Annotated in this window: 13 protein-coding genes; 9 read left to right on the top strand and 4 right to left on the bottom strand. The window is 40.0% G+C overall.

Features of this window, described 5'->3' with window-relative positions; all coding sequences use genetic code 11:
* Nucleotides 1-6 precede the first annotated feature (6 nt).
* The 4 genes from F909_RS15370 (at nucleotide 7) to F909_RS15385 (ending at nucleotide 5,916) form a co-directional block, all read left to right on the top strand.
* On the top strand, nucleotides 7-1,731 hold the full coding sequence (locus F909_RS15370; RefSeq protein ID WP_005146854.1) for an acetolactate synthase 3 large subunit: 1,725 nt from the start codon (nucleotides 7-9) through the stop codon (nucleotides 1,729-1,731).
* The gene (gene ilvN, locus F909_RS15375) at nucleotides 1,731-2,222 is read left to right on the top strand and encodes an acetolactate synthase small subunit (protein WP_004804329.1); all 492 of its coding nucleotides are present in this window, start codon (nucleotides 1,731-1,733) and stop codon (nucleotides 2,220-2,222) included. The genes F909_RS15370 and ilvN overlap by 1 nt, the downstream gene beginning before the upstream one ends.
* Before the next feature lie 123 nt (nucleotides 2,223-2,345).
* Nucleotides 2,346-3,362, top strand: coding sequence for a ketol-acid reductoisomerase (gene ilvC / locus F909_RS15380; RefSeq protein ID WP_004655853.1), 1,017 nt, complete (start codon nucleotides 2,346-2,348; stop codon nucleotides 3,360-3,362).
* Between the two features lie 490 nt (nucleotides 3,363-3,852).
* Nucleotides 3,853-5,916 carry a putative bifunctional diguanylate cyclase/phosphodiesterase gene (locus F909_RS15385; RefSeq protein ID WP_005146852.1) on the top strand — a complete coding sequence of 688 codons (2,064 nt, stop codon included), beginning with the start codon at nucleotides 3,853-3,855 and terminating at the stop codon, nucleotides 5,914-5,916.
* A 61-nt stretch (nucleotides 5,917-5,977) separates the two neighbouring features.
* Here the strand turns inward: F909_RS15385 and F909_RS15390 are convergent, their stop codons facing one another.
* The 3 genes from F909_RS15390 to F909_RS21390 form a co-directional block, all read right to left on the bottom strand.
* A complete protein-coding gene (locus F909_RS15390) occupies nucleotides 5,978-7,120 on the bottom strand; it encodes an alpha/beta fold hydrolase (protein ID WP_005146850.1) in 1,143 nt (380 codons plus the stop codon).
* 144 nt (nucleotides 7,121-7,264) lie between these two features.
* Nucleotides 7,265-7,726 (bottom strand): GNAT family N-acetyltransferase, encoded by a 462-nt coding sequence (locus F909_RS15395; protein WP_005146848.1) that lies wholly within the window; start codon nucleotides 7,724-7,726, stop codon nucleotides 7,265-7,267.
* Between the two features lie 115 nt (nucleotides 7,727-7,841).
* On the bottom strand, nucleotides 7,842-8,075 hold the full coding sequence (locus F909_RS21390; protein ID WP_005146845.1) for a hypothetical protein: 234 nt from the start codon (nucleotides 8,073-8,075) through the stop codon (nucleotides 7,842-7,844).
* Between the two features lie 236 nt (nucleotides 8,076-8,311).
* On the opposite strand from F909_RS21390, the gene F909_RS15405 reads away from it, so the two are divergent.
* The 4 genes from F909_RS15405 (at nucleotide 8,312) to arsB (ending at nucleotide 10,547) form a co-directional block, all read left to right on the top strand.
* Nucleotides 8,312-8,539: a hypothetical protein gene (locus F909_RS15405; RefSeq protein ID WP_005146843.1), complete on the top strand. Its 228-nt coding sequence runs from the start codon at nucleotides 8,312-8,314 to the stop codon at nucleotides 8,537-8,539.
* Between the two features lie 189 nt (nucleotides 8,540-8,728).
* A complete protein-coding gene (gene arsC, locus F909_RS15410) occupies nucleotides 8,729-9,154 on the top strand; it encodes an arsenate reductase (glutaredoxin) (protein WP_032877760.1) in 426 nt (141 codons plus the stop codon).
* Between the two features lie 41 nt (nucleotides 9,155-9,195).
* The gene (locus F909_RS15415; RefSeq protein ID WP_005146837.1) at nucleotides 9,196-9,516 is read left to right on the top strand and encodes a metalloregulator ArsR/SmtB family transcription factor; all 321 of its coding nucleotides are present in this window, start codon (nucleotides 9,196-9,198) and stop codon (nucleotides 9,514-9,516) included.
* Nucleotides 9,517-9,521: 5 nt separating this feature from the next.
* Nucleotides 9,522-10,547: an ACR3 family arsenite efflux transporter gene (gene arsB / locus F909_RS15420; protein ID WP_005146834.1), complete on the top strand. Its 1,026-nt coding sequence runs from the start codon at nucleotides 9,522-9,524 to the stop codon at nucleotides 10,545-10,547.
* A gap of 208 nt (nucleotides 10,548-10,755) precedes the next feature.
* Here arsB and F909_RS15425 read toward each other — a convergent pair whose 3' ends face one another.
* Entirely contained in the window at nucleotides 10,756-11,838 is a 1,083-nt protein-coding gene (locus F909_RS15425; RefSeq protein WP_005146832.1) for an AraC family transcriptional regulator, read from the bottom strand.
* A gap of 264 nt (nucleotides 11,839-12,102) precedes the next feature.
* On the opposite strand from F909_RS15425, the gene F909_RS15430 reads away from it, so the two are divergent.
* On the top strand, nucleotides 12,103-14,534 hold a 2,432-nt coding region (locus tag F909_RS15430), incomplete at its 3' end, for an ESPR-type extended signal peptide-containing protein (RefSeq protein WP_005146831.1).

The following is a 14,534-nucleotide window of genomic DNA, read 5'->3' as shown; positions in this document are numbered from 1 at the left end:
ATCACGTTGGAACTTTTATCTGGTGGTGAAATGCTCGTTCGTGCCCTTGCGGACGAAGGCGTAGAGCATGTTTTTGGGTATCCAGGCGGCGCTGTATTACATATTTATGATGCGCTATTTCAACAAGACAAAATTAATCATTACCTCGTACGTCATGAGCAAGCTGCTGGTCATATGGCAGATGCATATTCACGCGTAACTGGTAAGACAGGCGTTGTACTGGTCACTTCAGGACCAGGCGCGACCAACACCGTCACTCCAATTGCAACAGCCTACATGGACTCAATCCCAATGGTGATTTTGTCTGGTCAGGTTGCAAGCCATCTTATTGGAGAGGATGCATTCCAAGAAACAGATATGGTTGGTATTTCTCGTCCAATCGTAAAACACAGTTTCCAGGTGCGTCACGCGAGTGAAATTCCTGCCATTATTAAGAAAGCATTTTATATTGCTTCGTCTGGCCGTCCAGGTCCAGTGGTTGTTGATATTCCAAAAGATGCGACTAATCCTGCAGAAAAGTTTGCCTACGAATACCCAGAAAAAGTGAAGATGCGTTCTTATCAACCACCTTCACGTGGTCACTCAGGTCAAATTCGTAAAGCAATTGATGAGTTGATCACTGCGAAACGCCCAATGATTTATACGGGTGGTGGTGTTGTTCAAGGTAATGCATCTGGTCTATTGACTGAACTTGCACATTTATTGGGTTATCCAGTAACGAATACCTTGATGGGCTTAGGTGCTTTCCCAGGTAACGATCCACAATTCGTGGGGATGTTAGGGATGCATGGTACTTATGAAGCCAATATGGCCATGCATAATGCAGATGTGATTTTGGCGATTGGGGCACGTTTCGATGACCGTGTAACCAATAACCCTGCAAAATTCTGTCTCAATGCCAAAGTAATCCATATTGATGTTGATCCAGCAACCATTTCGAAGACGATTATGGCGCACATCCCGATCGTGGGTGCGGTAGAGCCAGTACTTCAAGAAATGTTGGCTCAATTGAAACAAATGAATGTGTCTAAGCCAAACCCAGAAGCTATTGCTGCATGGTGGTCTCAGATTAATGAGTGGCGCAAGGTACATGGCTTACGTTATGAAGCAGGTCAAAATGGTGTAATGAAACCTCAGCAAGTGGTTGAGGCATTAGATCGTGTGACCAATGGTGAAGCCATCATTACTTCAGACGTCGGTCAGCATCAGATGTTTGGTGCGAACTATTATAAATACAAACGTCCGCGTCAGTGGATTAACTCTGGTGGCTTAGGCACCATGGGTGTTGGCTTGCCGTATGCGATGGCTGCAAAGTTAGCATTCCCAGACCAGCAAGTCGTTTGTATTACAGGTGAAGCATCGATTCAGATGTGTATCCAAGAATTATCGACATGTAAGCAATATGGCTTGAATGTGAAGATCCTTTGCTTAAACAACCAAGCTTTAGGTATGGTAAAACAGTGGCAAGACATGAACTACGAAGGACGTCATTCAAGTTCTTATGTCGATTCACTACCTGACTTTGCCAAGTTAATGGAAGCTTACGGACACGTGGGTATTCAGATTGATCATGCTGATGAGCTAGACGCTAAATTAGCTGAAGCGATGGCAATTAATGATAAATGTGTATTCATTAATGTCATGGTTGATCGCACAGAACATGTTTATCCAATGCTGATCGCTGGTCAGTCGATGAAGGATATGTGGTTAGGCAAAGGGGAGCGTACATAATGAGACATATTATTTCTGTACTCGTTGAAAATGAAGCAGGTGCGCTTTCTCGTTTGGTGGGATTGTTTTCTCAACGGAATTACAACATTGAGACACTGAATGTTGCACCAACCGAAGATGAAACTTTATCGCGTTTGACCTTAACGACTTATGGTGATGATCACAAGATTGAGCAGATCACCAAACAACTCAACAAATTGGTTGAAGTGGTAAAAGTCGTTGATCTGTCTGAAGGTTCACACATTGAACGTGAATTGATGTTGATCAAAGTCAAAGCCTTAGGTGCAGCTCGTGCTGAAATTAAACGTACAGCTGACATCTTTCGTGCGCAAATCGTTGATGTAACACCAACGACCTATACTATTCAGATTGCAGGTACAACCGACAAGATTGATGGCTTTATTGATGCACTTGCAGAAAATACCATCCTTGAAGTTGTGCGCTCTGGTGTATCAGGTATTGCACGTGGTGAAAAAGTTTTAACAATTTAAAAATCTTCCCCAACCCTCTTTGAAAAGAGCGAGATCACCTTAAACGGTAATCGTGGGGGAGCCTACAAAAGATCTGTCCTTGCAGAACAAGGGAAATGACAAAAATTTTAGCGGAGAAAACAGATGCAAATTTTTTACGATAAAGACTGTGACTTATCAATCATCCAAGGCAAGAAAGTTGCAATCATTGGTTATGGTTCACAAGGTCATGCGCACGCACTTAACTTGAAAGATTCTGGCGTAGACGTAACTGTTGGTTTACGTGCTGGTTCTACTTCTTGGAAAAAAGCTGAAAACTCTGGTCTTAAAGTATCTGAAGTTCCAGCTGCTGTTGCTCAAGCTGACTTAGTCATGATTTTGACTCCAGATGAGTTCCAATCTCAACTTTATCGTGATGTGATTGAACCAAACATCAAAGAAGGCGCAACTTTAGCATTTGCTCATGGTTTCTCTATTCTTTATAACCAAGTTGTTCCACGTAAAGACTTAGACGTGATCATGGTTGCGCCGAAAGCACCAGGCCACACCGTACGTTCTGAATACCAACGTGGTTCAGGTGTTCCTGACTTAATCGCGATCCACCAAGATGCGTCTGGCAATGCGCGTAACGTTGCACTTTCTTATGCTTCAGGCGTAGGTGGTGGTCGTACAGGTATCATCGAAACTTCTTTCCGTGAAGAAACTGAAACTGACTTATTCGGTGAGCAAGCAGTTCTTTGTGGCGGTGCAGTTGAATTGGTTAAAATGGGCTTCGAAACTTTGGTTGAAGCGGGTTATGCACCAGAAATGGCTTACTTCGAATGCTTGCATGAACTTAAGTTAATTGTTGACTTGATGTTCGAAGGCGGTATCGCAGACATGAACTACTCAGTTTCTAACAATGCTGAGTATGGTGAATATGTGACTGGTACTGAAGTGATCAACGAACAGTCTCGTGAAGCAATGCGAAATGCTTTAAAACGCATTCAATCTGGTGAATATGCGAAGATGTTCATCCAAGAAGGTGCGTTGAACTATCCATCAATGACTGCTCGTCGTCGTCAAAACGCAGCGCATGGCATTGAAGTAACAGGTAATAAGTTACGTGCGATGATGCCTTGGATTCAAGCGAACAAGATTGTAGATAAAGAGAAGAACTAATTTCCTTTAGCTGCGTTAAAAAAACCTTGTCTATTTGACAAGGTTTTTTTATGTGTGTTGATAACAGAGTTATAACAATAAAGATGAAAAAATAAGCTTATATTGTTTATGTTTTGATCATGTTGCTGGTTGTTTATGCTTCTGATTAAGTGAAATAAGTGTTGTATGCTTTGGGGTATCTGTACGATTAAAAACAAACAAATTGTCATGACTTAAAAATTAAAATGATCTAGTAAAAATAAATGAGTCTTTTGGTAAAAAAACAGTAATAAAAAAAACAAGACTTTTCATTGGTTTGAAATGAAAATGTGCTTTTATTCTATTGATTTATAAAGTGAAAAAGACTTGACCTTATGCTAGATGATGTTATTGTTAAGGAAAGTTTATGAATACAATATTCATGGCTTTTTTGTGTGTAAAACGTCGTTCGGATTTCGAGCACTTTGCTCATCATATAAAAAAAAGTACTGAATAATCATGGAAGTCCTTTATGGTTCACGTTGATTACGATAGCACATTGGTCATCGTTTCCATTTTGGTTGCAGTCGCGACATGTTACGCTGCAGTTTCGATGGAAGAACTCGTTTTTAAAGGTGCTTATAAAAAGTTTGAAAAAAGCATTTTAATTGCGAGTGGGCTAATCTTGGGGTTAGCGATATGGTCAATGCACTTTGTGGGAATGCTGGCTAGCCATCTGCCAGAAGGCTATTCTTTTGATGTTAATTTAACTGTACTGTCCTACTTAATTGGTGCAGCAGCTTCGATTTTTGCCGTTTGGTTGACTTCAAGACCGACTTTACCGATACCGCGGCTGATTCTTGGTGCGGTATTCATGGGGCTAGGCATATCAGGTATGCACTATACGGGTATGGCAGCATTGACTGTTGAACATCATGCAATGCATTATGATCCTTTATTGGTGCTGTGTTCTGTACTCATCGCGATTAGTGGTTCGGGACTAAGTTTCTTTTTCATTTTTAAATATAAAACTGCCGCGACATACCGTACGTTACTTAAAGCAGTTGTTGCGATCTTAATGGCTTTAAGCATCGTGGGCATGCATTATACGGGTATGGCAGCGACTTTCTTTGACGAAAGCCTGGCGCAGATCCTGACCTCTGAGCAGACCGAACAAAGTGTTTTACTGTTCACGATTATTTTTATTACCAGTCTGGTTTTAGTTGCAGGTTTTGCGGTTGCAGTTCTTGAGGCACGTTTAGAAGAACGTAATGAGCAATTAACGCTGATCAATAAAGAACTTGCAATACAGTCCTTACATGACACTCTCACCAAGTTACCGAATCGTTTATATCTTACTGAACATGCAGAAGTAGTATTTAACCACCATCGCCTACACGAGCAAAAAGCGGCATTCCTCTATATCGATTTGGACCGCTTTAAATCAGTGAATGATGCCTTTGGGCATCATGTTGGCGATCAGCTACTGATACAGATGGCGAACCGTTTACACAATAAACTCGGTGTAAGCCATAAATTATTTCGTATTGGTGGTGATGAATTTGTTTTAATCTCTGAAAATACTGACATTAATGATGCAATGCAGCTTTCAGAAGATATTTTGCATTACATCCAAGAAACCTATTTGATCGCTGCAAAAGATATTAATATTTCTGCCAGTGTTGGGATTGCGATGTATCCTGAGCATGGTTTGAATGTTCAAGACCTACTCATTAATGCAGATGTAGCGATGCTGATCTCAAAAGATCAGGGGCGTAATACATATACGATGTTCCACTCGATGTCGGATCAGCAAGATGTGCGCAGTCAGTCAAAACTGATCAATGATCTTTATAAAGCGGTCGATGAACAACAGTTTGTCTTGTTCTATCAACCTAAATTTACATCGAATTATGAGGTGTGCGGTGTCGAAGCGCTGATTCGATGGAAGCACCCAAATTTAGGACTGCTGACACCGCAGATGTTTATTGAGGGGGCTGAAAAAACGGGTTTGATCATTCCAATGGGATATTGGGCACTTGAACAAGCCTGTCAACAAATCCAGAAATGGGAGCGGAGCAACAGTCCTTTTTATCCAATTGCTGTCAATCTATCTGCATTACAATTTGAAAATAAGAAACTTATTAGCGTATTAGAACAATTATTAGAACAATACCAAATTCAACCGCATCATCTCATCCTTGAAATTACTGAATCCACGGCAATGCATCATATCGACTCCAGTATTCGGACCTTAGAACGATTACGTAAGCTAGGGATTCGCATTGCGATTGATGACTTTGGCACAGGTTATTCAAGCTTCTTATATCTTAAAGACTTACCTGTTGATGAACTCAAAATTGATCGTGGTTTCTTGATTGACCTTAAACCTAATTCAAAAGAAGAAGCAATTCTAGAAAGTATCATTCATCTTGCTGCCAAATTAGGTTTGGTCGTCACAGCTGAAGGGGTGGAAACCCAACAGCAAGCGGACATATTGACCAGTTTGGGATGCAACCAGTTACAGGGCTATTTATTAGGCACACCTGTCAACGTTGAAGGATTGTTGCTACATCGCTATCAACACTTTGCATGATTAATGAATGATTGAAAAAAGGCTGTCTTTTACGAAATGGACAGCCTTTTTATTGAGCTAATTATTGCGAGCGTTGTGCTAACCATTGTGTAACTACGGGCCAAACAGACTGAGGTGCCTGATTACCTGCCACTAAGCCCATATGACCGCCAGGAACAATTTCAAATTGCTTGTCATGACTGCTGACGAGATCCATCAGTGGTCGAACGGCTTCAGCCGTGACGATAATATCAGTACTCCCACCCACGACAAGCATCGAACAATCGATGTCTTTTAAATTTGCACTTTGCTCGCCAAATTGAACTGAACCTGTAGATAGTTCATTGTCGATCCAGAAGCGAAGAATAATATCGCGCATTACACCACCTGGATAAGCCAGCATATTGTCTACAAAAGAGCTTGAGGTCGCATGGTTAATTACAAACTGGCGGTCATTTAGGTTTCTTAACAATGCCCAGTAATTTTTAAAGTTACCAATAGGATCAGTCAATTTAAACCCCAAGGTATTTTGCCATCCATGAATATGGAATACGCGGCTTGGCACTTGATGAATACGGAATTTAGTATTACTACGAATCCATTGTGCAGGAGCCGTAAGGCTTTGGTAAAACTTACCCATATAACCTGATTTATGGGTATTGATTGGTGATGCCAAAATCATCAGATTTTGGATATTTTTATCTTTAAATAAGGCGGTATAGCACAGTGACAGTACGCCACCTAAGCTCCAGCCATAAAGCGAAAGTTGTTGTTGACCACTATGCTCACGAATTTTTTCGATAAAGTCAGGCATAAAGGTTTTTACATACGTGCCCAGATTATATTTGGCTTGGCGTAGGCTTGGTGTACCCCAGTCAATCAGATACACATCAAAACCTTGCGCTAAAAAATAACGAATCAGACTGCGGTTTGGAAATAAATCATAAATCAGCATATTCGCTGCTAAAGGTGGCACAATGACTAAAGGAATACGGTGTTTTGTTGCGGTATCCGTTGTTGTGTAATGACGTAGGCTGATAATTTCACGTTGGTAAACAATATCAAAAGGTGTTCGTCCAGAAAGCGCAAGTTGTTGTCCTCGCAAAATACGATCTGTCGCATTCGAGAGGATATGTCGTGCTTGAAGTCCGTTGCGACTATTGAGTATTTTTTTCGCAGTTTTCGAGTTAAGAAAACCACGTTTAACTTTTGGCAATTGAGTCATGTGAACCTAAAACTCTAAGGTTGCTATTCAATAGCCGCATATTAGAAGAAAAAATAATTTTGCTCAGTGACTCATTTGCTGAACTTCTCTTCCAAAATGATCAATTCGGCTAAAACATGCATTAAAAATCAGTAAAGGAATACTTTATAGAGAGGAGGATTGATTTTCTTCCTTCGTTGGTGTGGTATGTAAATGTAAAAGTGGATAAGGATTACCTTGGCCATCTAGCTCAGAACGACCAATAGTTTGAAATCCAATTTTCTTATAAAAGTTAACCGCTTGAATATTTTGCTCATTCACATCAACTTTATAAACATGAAGTTGTTGAATTGCAAAATTTACTAAGGCCTGACCAATTCCAGATCTACGATATTCTGGCAGAATGAATAACATTTCAATATTGTCATCACTAGTACCTAGAAACCCTACAATCTGTTGATCAATCATGTATTTATTCAACTGAACATGATGAAAATATTCATTCATGATCAATGGTTTCAATTGATGAATCATGGCTTCCGGTAAAAAGTCATGTGTGGCTCTCACCGATTTTTCCCATATTTCCAATAAGGTCGAATGGTCTTGTTGGGTCGCTTTTATAATCATGTATTCATTTGGATGATGATCTTTAACATGGTCAATTTTGTAGTATTTCAGCAGCAATTTCTATAGTGAGTATTTGATGAAGCTGTCGATATGATGGTGTAAGGGAAGATACGGCTTATTCAAGCTCAATTTGATGATCATCTTTAGTGACTTTAATCTTAAGTTTCTTATATTTACGTTTATTTGGATCAAGAGCTGAGTTTAAGACTTCATCGGCAAACCCCTGATCTTGCATGAGTGCGCCATAGGTTTTATAACCTAGAATAATTCGAGTCGGTCGATAGCCATTTCTCGTAACATAATAATTAATCATGAGATTTAATTCAGTTAAAAGACATGTATCGCTCATTGCTATATTTCGCTTTTAAGTGGCTTATGCAGCATAGTCTATAAGGGAAAACTTATCTAGCTGATGTTCATTGATTTTTGCTGAAAGTTAGAACTGTCATAAAAACGTCATCTAAAAACATTATCGTGATTTATATAATAAAATTGCAACAACAAAAATTGAAAAATACTTATCCAAAGAACTTTATATCATTTTCAATGAAAGGGGGAAGCTTAAAATATCGAGGAGTTGTTTATATGCAGAATAAAGTGCTCACAATACGAGATCAAAAACCGCTGAATCATCGATTGAATGTCTTGCTTTCGGCCTATCAGGGATTCTTAGTTGCTAAAGGTCTAGTGAACAGTGAGTTTAGTCGTCTAATCTTTGTTGAAAATTATACCCAAACACTCAAATTCAAGCTTTATGATGATGAGCTAAAGAAACAACTGATTGATGAATTAGAACGATTTAGCACATTCTAGTAAGCACTTTGATCGGTTTGAAATATAAAAGTAGTCTTAGGCGCACAATAATTAAGAACTTATAAAATCATATCTATCTAATTTTAAACATATATTTTAAGGTGTGTTATTGGATTTAAATATATGGATTTACATATATATGGGAAATCATATATATTGGCTTTATTCAATTTATCAGATCAGCACCTTATGACTGACATCATCATCTATCACAATCCTGCTTGTGGTACTTCCAGAAATACGTTGGCTTTAATTCGAAATACAGGTTTCGAACCGACCATTGTTGAATACCTTGTTACTCCACCAATGCATGATGAGTTGATCCGATTGATTCGGGATGCCAATTTAACTGTGAGGGAAGCAATTCGCAGTAATGTTGACCCTTATCATGATTTGCAATTAGAGCGTGAAGATTGGTCAGAGCAGCAGCTCATTGCCTTTATGCTCAAATATCCAATCCTCATCAATCGTCCTTTTGTAGTGACTGAATTGGGTACACGTCTTTGTCGACCCTCAGAAGTTGTGCTTGATATTCTTCCTGTTCCTCAAAAAGGTGCTTTTAGCAAAGAAGATGGCGAACACGTTATAGATCAAAATGGTCAGCGAATTCAGTAAATACTCGTTGTGATATGAACGATTCAAGGGGGAGAAGAGCGATGGACGCTGTTGAGTTTTTTAAATGCTTATCTGATGAAACAAGGCTGAATATTGTCATGCTGGTTACAGAGCATCAGGAGTTGTGTGTCTGTGATTTGACCGAAAAACTTCAGTTAAGTCAGCCAAAAATTTCTCGACATTTAGCTTTGTTGCGCACTTCAGGATTATTGCAGGATCGCCGTCAAGGGCAATGGGTCTATTACCGTATTGCTGACCAATTACCTACATGGTGTGCTGAGATTTTAGCGGTGTTGAATGCTCAAAACTCGGCGGTATTTCCAATGCTACAAAGCCGTGTAATAAAAAGTTGTTGTGAATAAAATGTATGAAAACTTTATCTTTTTTAGATCGTAACTTAACTCTGTGGATATTTATTGCCATGGCTTTGGGCATTGCGATTGCTACTTTTCTCCCGCAAGCTTCAGCCACGCTAAATGAAATGAGTATTGACTCCGTTAATATTCCAATTGCGATCGGTTTGATTTTGATGATGTATCCACCTTTAGCTAAAGTGGACTATGCTGTATTGCCACAAGTATTCAAAGACAAAAAAACCTTGGCTTTATCACTGGTGCAAAACTGGGTGATTGCGCCAGTTTTAATGTTTGCACTGGCAATTCTTTTTCTGCACAGCTACCCAGAATATATGACTGGACTGATCTTGATAGGCTTAGCACGTTGTATTGCTATGGTATTGGTCTGGAATGGTTTAGCTTGTGGTGATAACCAATATGTTGCTGCACTGGTGGCATTTAACAGTATTTTCCAGATTCTATTTTTTAGTAGTTATGCTTGGCTATTTTTGACTTATTTACCACCGTATTTTGGCGTTGCTGGACAAGTGATCCATGTTGATTTTTGGACCATTACACATGCGGTCTTGGTGTATTTAGGTCTTCCATTTTTTTTGGGTTTTATGACCCGTCTGGTGTTAGTAAAAGCCAAAGGTCTGGATTGGTATAACAAAATTTTTCTACCGAAGATCAGCCCATTAAGTCTGCTTGCACTACTGTTTACGATTGTGGCGATGTTTAGTCTAAAAGGGGGAGATGTCGTCAGCCTACCTTTAGATGTGATAGGTATTGCGATACCACTGACCATCTATTTTGTTGTGATGTTCTTTATAAGCTTTTTTATGAGCAAATGGATGGGAAATGATTATGCTAAAACCACGGCCATCTCTTTTACTGCGGCAGGCAACAATTTTGAACTCGCATTGGCAGTCGCAATTGCAACTTTTGGTTTAGCTTCGCCTGTGGCCTTTACCACAGTGATTGGGCCTTTGGTTGAGGTACCTGTATTAATTGCCTTGGTAAGTGTGTCGTTATGGTTAAGGAAAAAGTATTTTTAAAATATAGGAAAGTAATTATTTAATAGAATAAAAGATTGCATAATATATAAAATAAAAAGCCTCAGTTGCCTAATCGGGGTATCAGCAACTGAGGGGGAAAGCTTTTTTATAATGTATCTCTGTTTTTTAAATAATGGAATGTTTTTTGTTTAAAATGCATTAAATGTAAATAATTAAGGTTCTTAATGTTTTGTGGTGCTATTAAAATCTAATATTTAGTCTTTTTAAGATAATAGTTTTTTATTGATATTCTTTGTTCTCGAATATATTCACTTGGTTTCTTCCCCGTCCAGCCAAAAAAAGCTCTTGAAAAAGCGCTTATATGGCTATAACCGAGCAGGTCAGATATTTCTTGAATATTTCGATTGGAGTCGATCAGTTTTTTTGCAAGTTCAAATTTTTTGGATTGCAGTAATGAAGAGAACGTTGTATTCGCATTGGCTAGCTCTCTTTTTAAAGTTCTTTCAGAGATTTTTAATTTACTGGCAACATCAATCAAACTTGGAAAGCCAACACCAGGAGTGAATTTAAGCTGTTGATTTACCTTTAAAATGATTTTATTGTCTTGATCTTGGTAAAAAAGATATTCTTTGTTGACTAACTCCATTGCAAGTACATAGGCTGTTGTAGAGCTAAAGGTTAAAGGAAGATCTAAGCACTTGAGGTCGAAACTAATTTGATTATGATCTTGGTTAAAGTGAATAATAGGGAGGCGTTTTTCATAAAGCAAATGATAATCTTCTTGTTCCCAAGCGACATTAATATTGACGCCAGTAAGATTATAATTGGTGATCATTTGTAAATTGGTTGTAATATCAATCAGGGCACTCTCAAGAAAGAACTTATTGACAATATTTTTTTTACTTTCATTGAGATGTGCGGGCAATTGATACAGTGGATTAAGTCGAAGGATAATCTTATTGTTTTTATTTAGAATGGATAAATCCATTTTATGGACACGCATACTATAATATTTTTGCATGTCAATTAAGACTCTACCGATAGTGCTGTTACTAATGAGCACAAACCCAAGTGCGCCGTGTACAGTCAATTTACAATTTAAGCCAAATTGATAGCCAAGTCCCTTATTTGGAATCAGCTCTAATAACCGAGTGACAATATCAATCCATTGGTCAAAAAAAATCCGATCATTGTTGTTGTTATCCGTTAGCAAAGATAAGGGAATCTGACAATATCGAATGATTTCACCTTTGGGAATTCCAAATGTCGTGGCTGTATCTACGAGTATTTTTAGATAATCATTATAAATGCTAAGTGGTTGTTTTTTCATGCTTTCCGTGACAAAAAATAAAATGTTAATCTAAAAGCAGTTATACAGCAGCTAAATATATTTTTAAGTATTCTTCGCTAAAAGTCCTGTTTTGTTAAAAATTTTGGATATAAGTGTTTATTAGTATTCTTTAGAGGAATAATCAATGGATTTTTGATAAAAAGTGATCTAATTGTTAAAAGTTAGTCTTAATTGTTAAGTGTATAGCGACTTTATTTGCTTAGTTTTATAGGTGCTTAAATCCTTTTTATAGGCACTTATTTCATGAATAAAATATACAGATTGGTCTGGAACAAAAGCTTAAGTCTATGGACTGTCGTTTCAGAAAATGCGCGTGGCGTAACCAAAAAACGGAATGTAACAACAAATACATCAATTAAAACAGCTGTCTCCTGTGGTGAGATATCTAAACAATCTCAACTTAAACCGACCTTAATTGCACTGACGATTAGCTCCGCTTTTTTTAGTGGTAGTGTTTTTGCCGAAGTGAATACAGGTGGTGGAGCTGTTAGTAATAGTAACGGTAGCAGTATGGCGATTTCACCAACGGCTCAACAGTGTGGCAGCGGTGGTCAAGCTTCAGTTAATGGTAACAGTGGATTAGCGGTAGGCTGTGGAAATAATATTAGCGGAGTCGATGCGACTAGAGGACAGGCTTTATTCAATCGGAGAGGCTCTGGAAACAATAATTATCCAACTGGGCAAGCACAAGTTTTGGGTTCTGCAACTACAGTTGGTAAAGATAATATTGTAAGAAATTCTTTGGCTGGTGCAACGCTAGTTGGTACAAGTAATATTTCAGAGGGAAATGGTTTTCATAATATAGGCGTTGGTCAGGGAAATCTTGTTGGTGGGGCTGGTTATAACACTGCTATTGGGGTGGGTAACGACGTCTCGACCAGTAACTCTAATGTTGTTATCGGTGTAAATAACCGTTCACGTGGTAGTACGTCTATTGCTATGGGGCGACTAAGTTGGGCGGATGCTGATTTTTCTATTGCACAAGGGAATGCTGCTACGGTCGCTCAAGGTGCGACAGGTGCTATATCGCTGGGCCATTCGGCTACGACCACGGGAATACGAGGTATTGCGATTGGTAGTAGTACAGGTTCGGATGCAGGAGGTCCTGCTCAATATGATCCTGCAACTGCCGCCAATGCCGATGGGGCTGACTCAGTGGCTGTAGGTACTGGTGCAAAAGCAGCAGGTAATCAAACGACAGCTGTTGGACGTCAGGCCAAAGCCACAGGCAATAATTCAGCAGCATATGGAAACCAAGCCAATGCTCAAGGTGCATCCTCAGTTTCTGTTGGAGACAACTCGCAAGCACAAGGTGATAACGATATTGCACTGGGTCGTAATGCCGCTACTGCCAGTGGAGGAAGCAATAACATTGCCGTTGGTAATGGGGTTACCACAGGAAGTACAGGCCAGAACGTTGCAATGGGTTCAGGGACCACCACAGCCAATGCAGGCACAGCGGATGGAGGTGCGGTTGCAATAGGACGTGATCAAAAAGCAGCAGGCGATGGTGCGGTTGCGATTGGTGATCCCAACAATGCCAATGGTAATGGTGCAGTTGCGGTGGGCCGTAATAATACTGCTGCGGGTAATGATGCAGCTTCAACTGCTGCAGATGGTGCAGTTGCATTGGGTAATGAAAACAAAGCCATTGGTCAGGGATCAGTTGCACTGGGGAATCGATCCACTGCTGCGGCGGCAGGTGCGATTGCACTCGGTGATGCAGCCAATGCACAGGCATCAAGAGGCATTGCACTGGGTTCGAATGCGGTAGCAACCAATGCCGAAGATGTTGCATTAGGTGCAGGGAGCCAAACCAGTACTGCAACAGGCGCAGCGTATCGAACAGGCACAGCAGCCCCCGCTTCTGTGGTATCAGTCGGTACAGCAGGCAATGAAAGACGTATCCAGAACTTATCAGATGGTGCAGCCGATACAGATGCCGTCAACGTCCGCCAATTAAAAAATGTTCAGGATGGCGTTGACCAACTGGGTGAAAGTACAGCGGATGCTTTGGGTGGAGGTTCAAGCTATGATCCTGCAACAGGTGCTGTGACTGCCCCAAACTACAATGTAAATGGCAATACCGTGAACAATGTCGGTGATGCGATTACAGCATTGGATAAAGGCTGGACACTACAAAGTAATGGAGAAAATGCTGGCGCTGTGAAAGCAGGTGATACAGTTGATATTGGTACAGCAGATGGCGAAGAAAACTTACAAGTAACCAAAGAAGGCAACGACATTAAGTACAGCCTGAACCGTGACTTGAAAGTGGATAGCGTCACTGCAGGTGATACCGTGATCAACAATGATGGTATGAGCATTGTTGGTGGTCCAAGTGTCACTAAATCAGGTATCGATGCGGCTGGCAATAAAGTCAAGAACGTTGCAGACGGAACTGAAGCCAGTGATGCGGTGAACAAAGGCCAATTAGATAAAGCAGGGCAGGACTTAACAGACAAAGGCTTTGGCTTAACCGCGCAAGATGGCACCACTGTTCAGAAGAAACTGGGTGAAGCGGTTGATGTTGTAGGTGCAGATGAGAACATCAGCACCAAGGTCCAAGACGGAAAAGTCGCAATTGAACTTGCCAAAGACCTGAATGTGAACAGTGTTAAGGCAGGTGATACCACCATCAACAATGATGGTCTAAGCATTGCGGGTGGTCCTAG

This window comes from Acinetobacter sp. ANC 3929 (genome assembly GCF_000369405.1).
Lineage (GTDB): Bacteria > Pseudomonadota > Gammaproteobacteria > Pseudomonadales > Moraxellaceae > Acinetobacter.
The sequence above is the reverse complement of the archived record's forward strand: the minus strand, read 5'-3'. Positions and strand labels throughout refer to the sequence as shown.

Bases quoted from the DNA above. Each gene is read 5' to 3' on its own strand.
- ilvN (WP_004804329.1), top strand. From the start codon at position 1,731: ATGAGACATATTATTTCTGTACTCGTTGAAAATGAAGCAGGTGCGCTT.
- F909_RS15425 (WP_005146832.1), bottom strand. From the start codon at position 11,838: ATGAAAAAACAACCACTTAGCATTTATAATGATTATCTAAAAATACTC.
- F909_RS15405 (WP_005146843.1), top strand. From the start codon at position 8,312: ATGCAGAATAAAGTGCTCACAATACGAGATCAAAAACCGCTGAATCAT.
- F909_RS21390 (WP_005146845.1), bottom strand. From the start codon at position 8,075: ATGAGCGATACATGTCTTTTAACTGAATTAAATCTCATGATTAATTAT.
- ilvC (WP_004655853.1), top strand. From the start codon at position 2,346: ATGCAAATTTTTTACGATAAAGACTGTGACTTATCAATCATCCAAGGC.
- F909_RS15395 (WP_005146848.1), bottom strand. From the start codon at position 7,726: ATGATTATAAAAGCGACCCAACAAGACCATTCGACCTTATTGGAAATA.
- F909_RS15385 (WP_005146852.1), top strand. From the start codon at position 3,853: ATGGTTCACGTTGATTACGATAGCACATTGGTCATCGTTTCCATTTTG.
- arsB (WP_005146834.1), top strand. From the start codon at position 9,522: ATGAAAACTTTATCTTTTTTAGATCGTAACTTAACTCTGTGGATATTT.
- arsC (WP_032877760.1), top strand. From the start codon at position 8,729: ATGACTGACATCATCATCTATCACAATCCTGCTTGTGGTACTTCCAGA.
- F909_RS15390 (WP_005146850.1), bottom strand. From the start codon at position 7,120: ATGACTCAATTGCCAAAAGTTAAACGTGGTTTTCTTAACTCGAAAACT.
- F909_RS15415 (WP_005146837.1), top strand. From the start codon at position 9,196: ATGGACGCTGTTGAGTTTTTTAAATGCTTATCTGATGAAACAAGGCTG.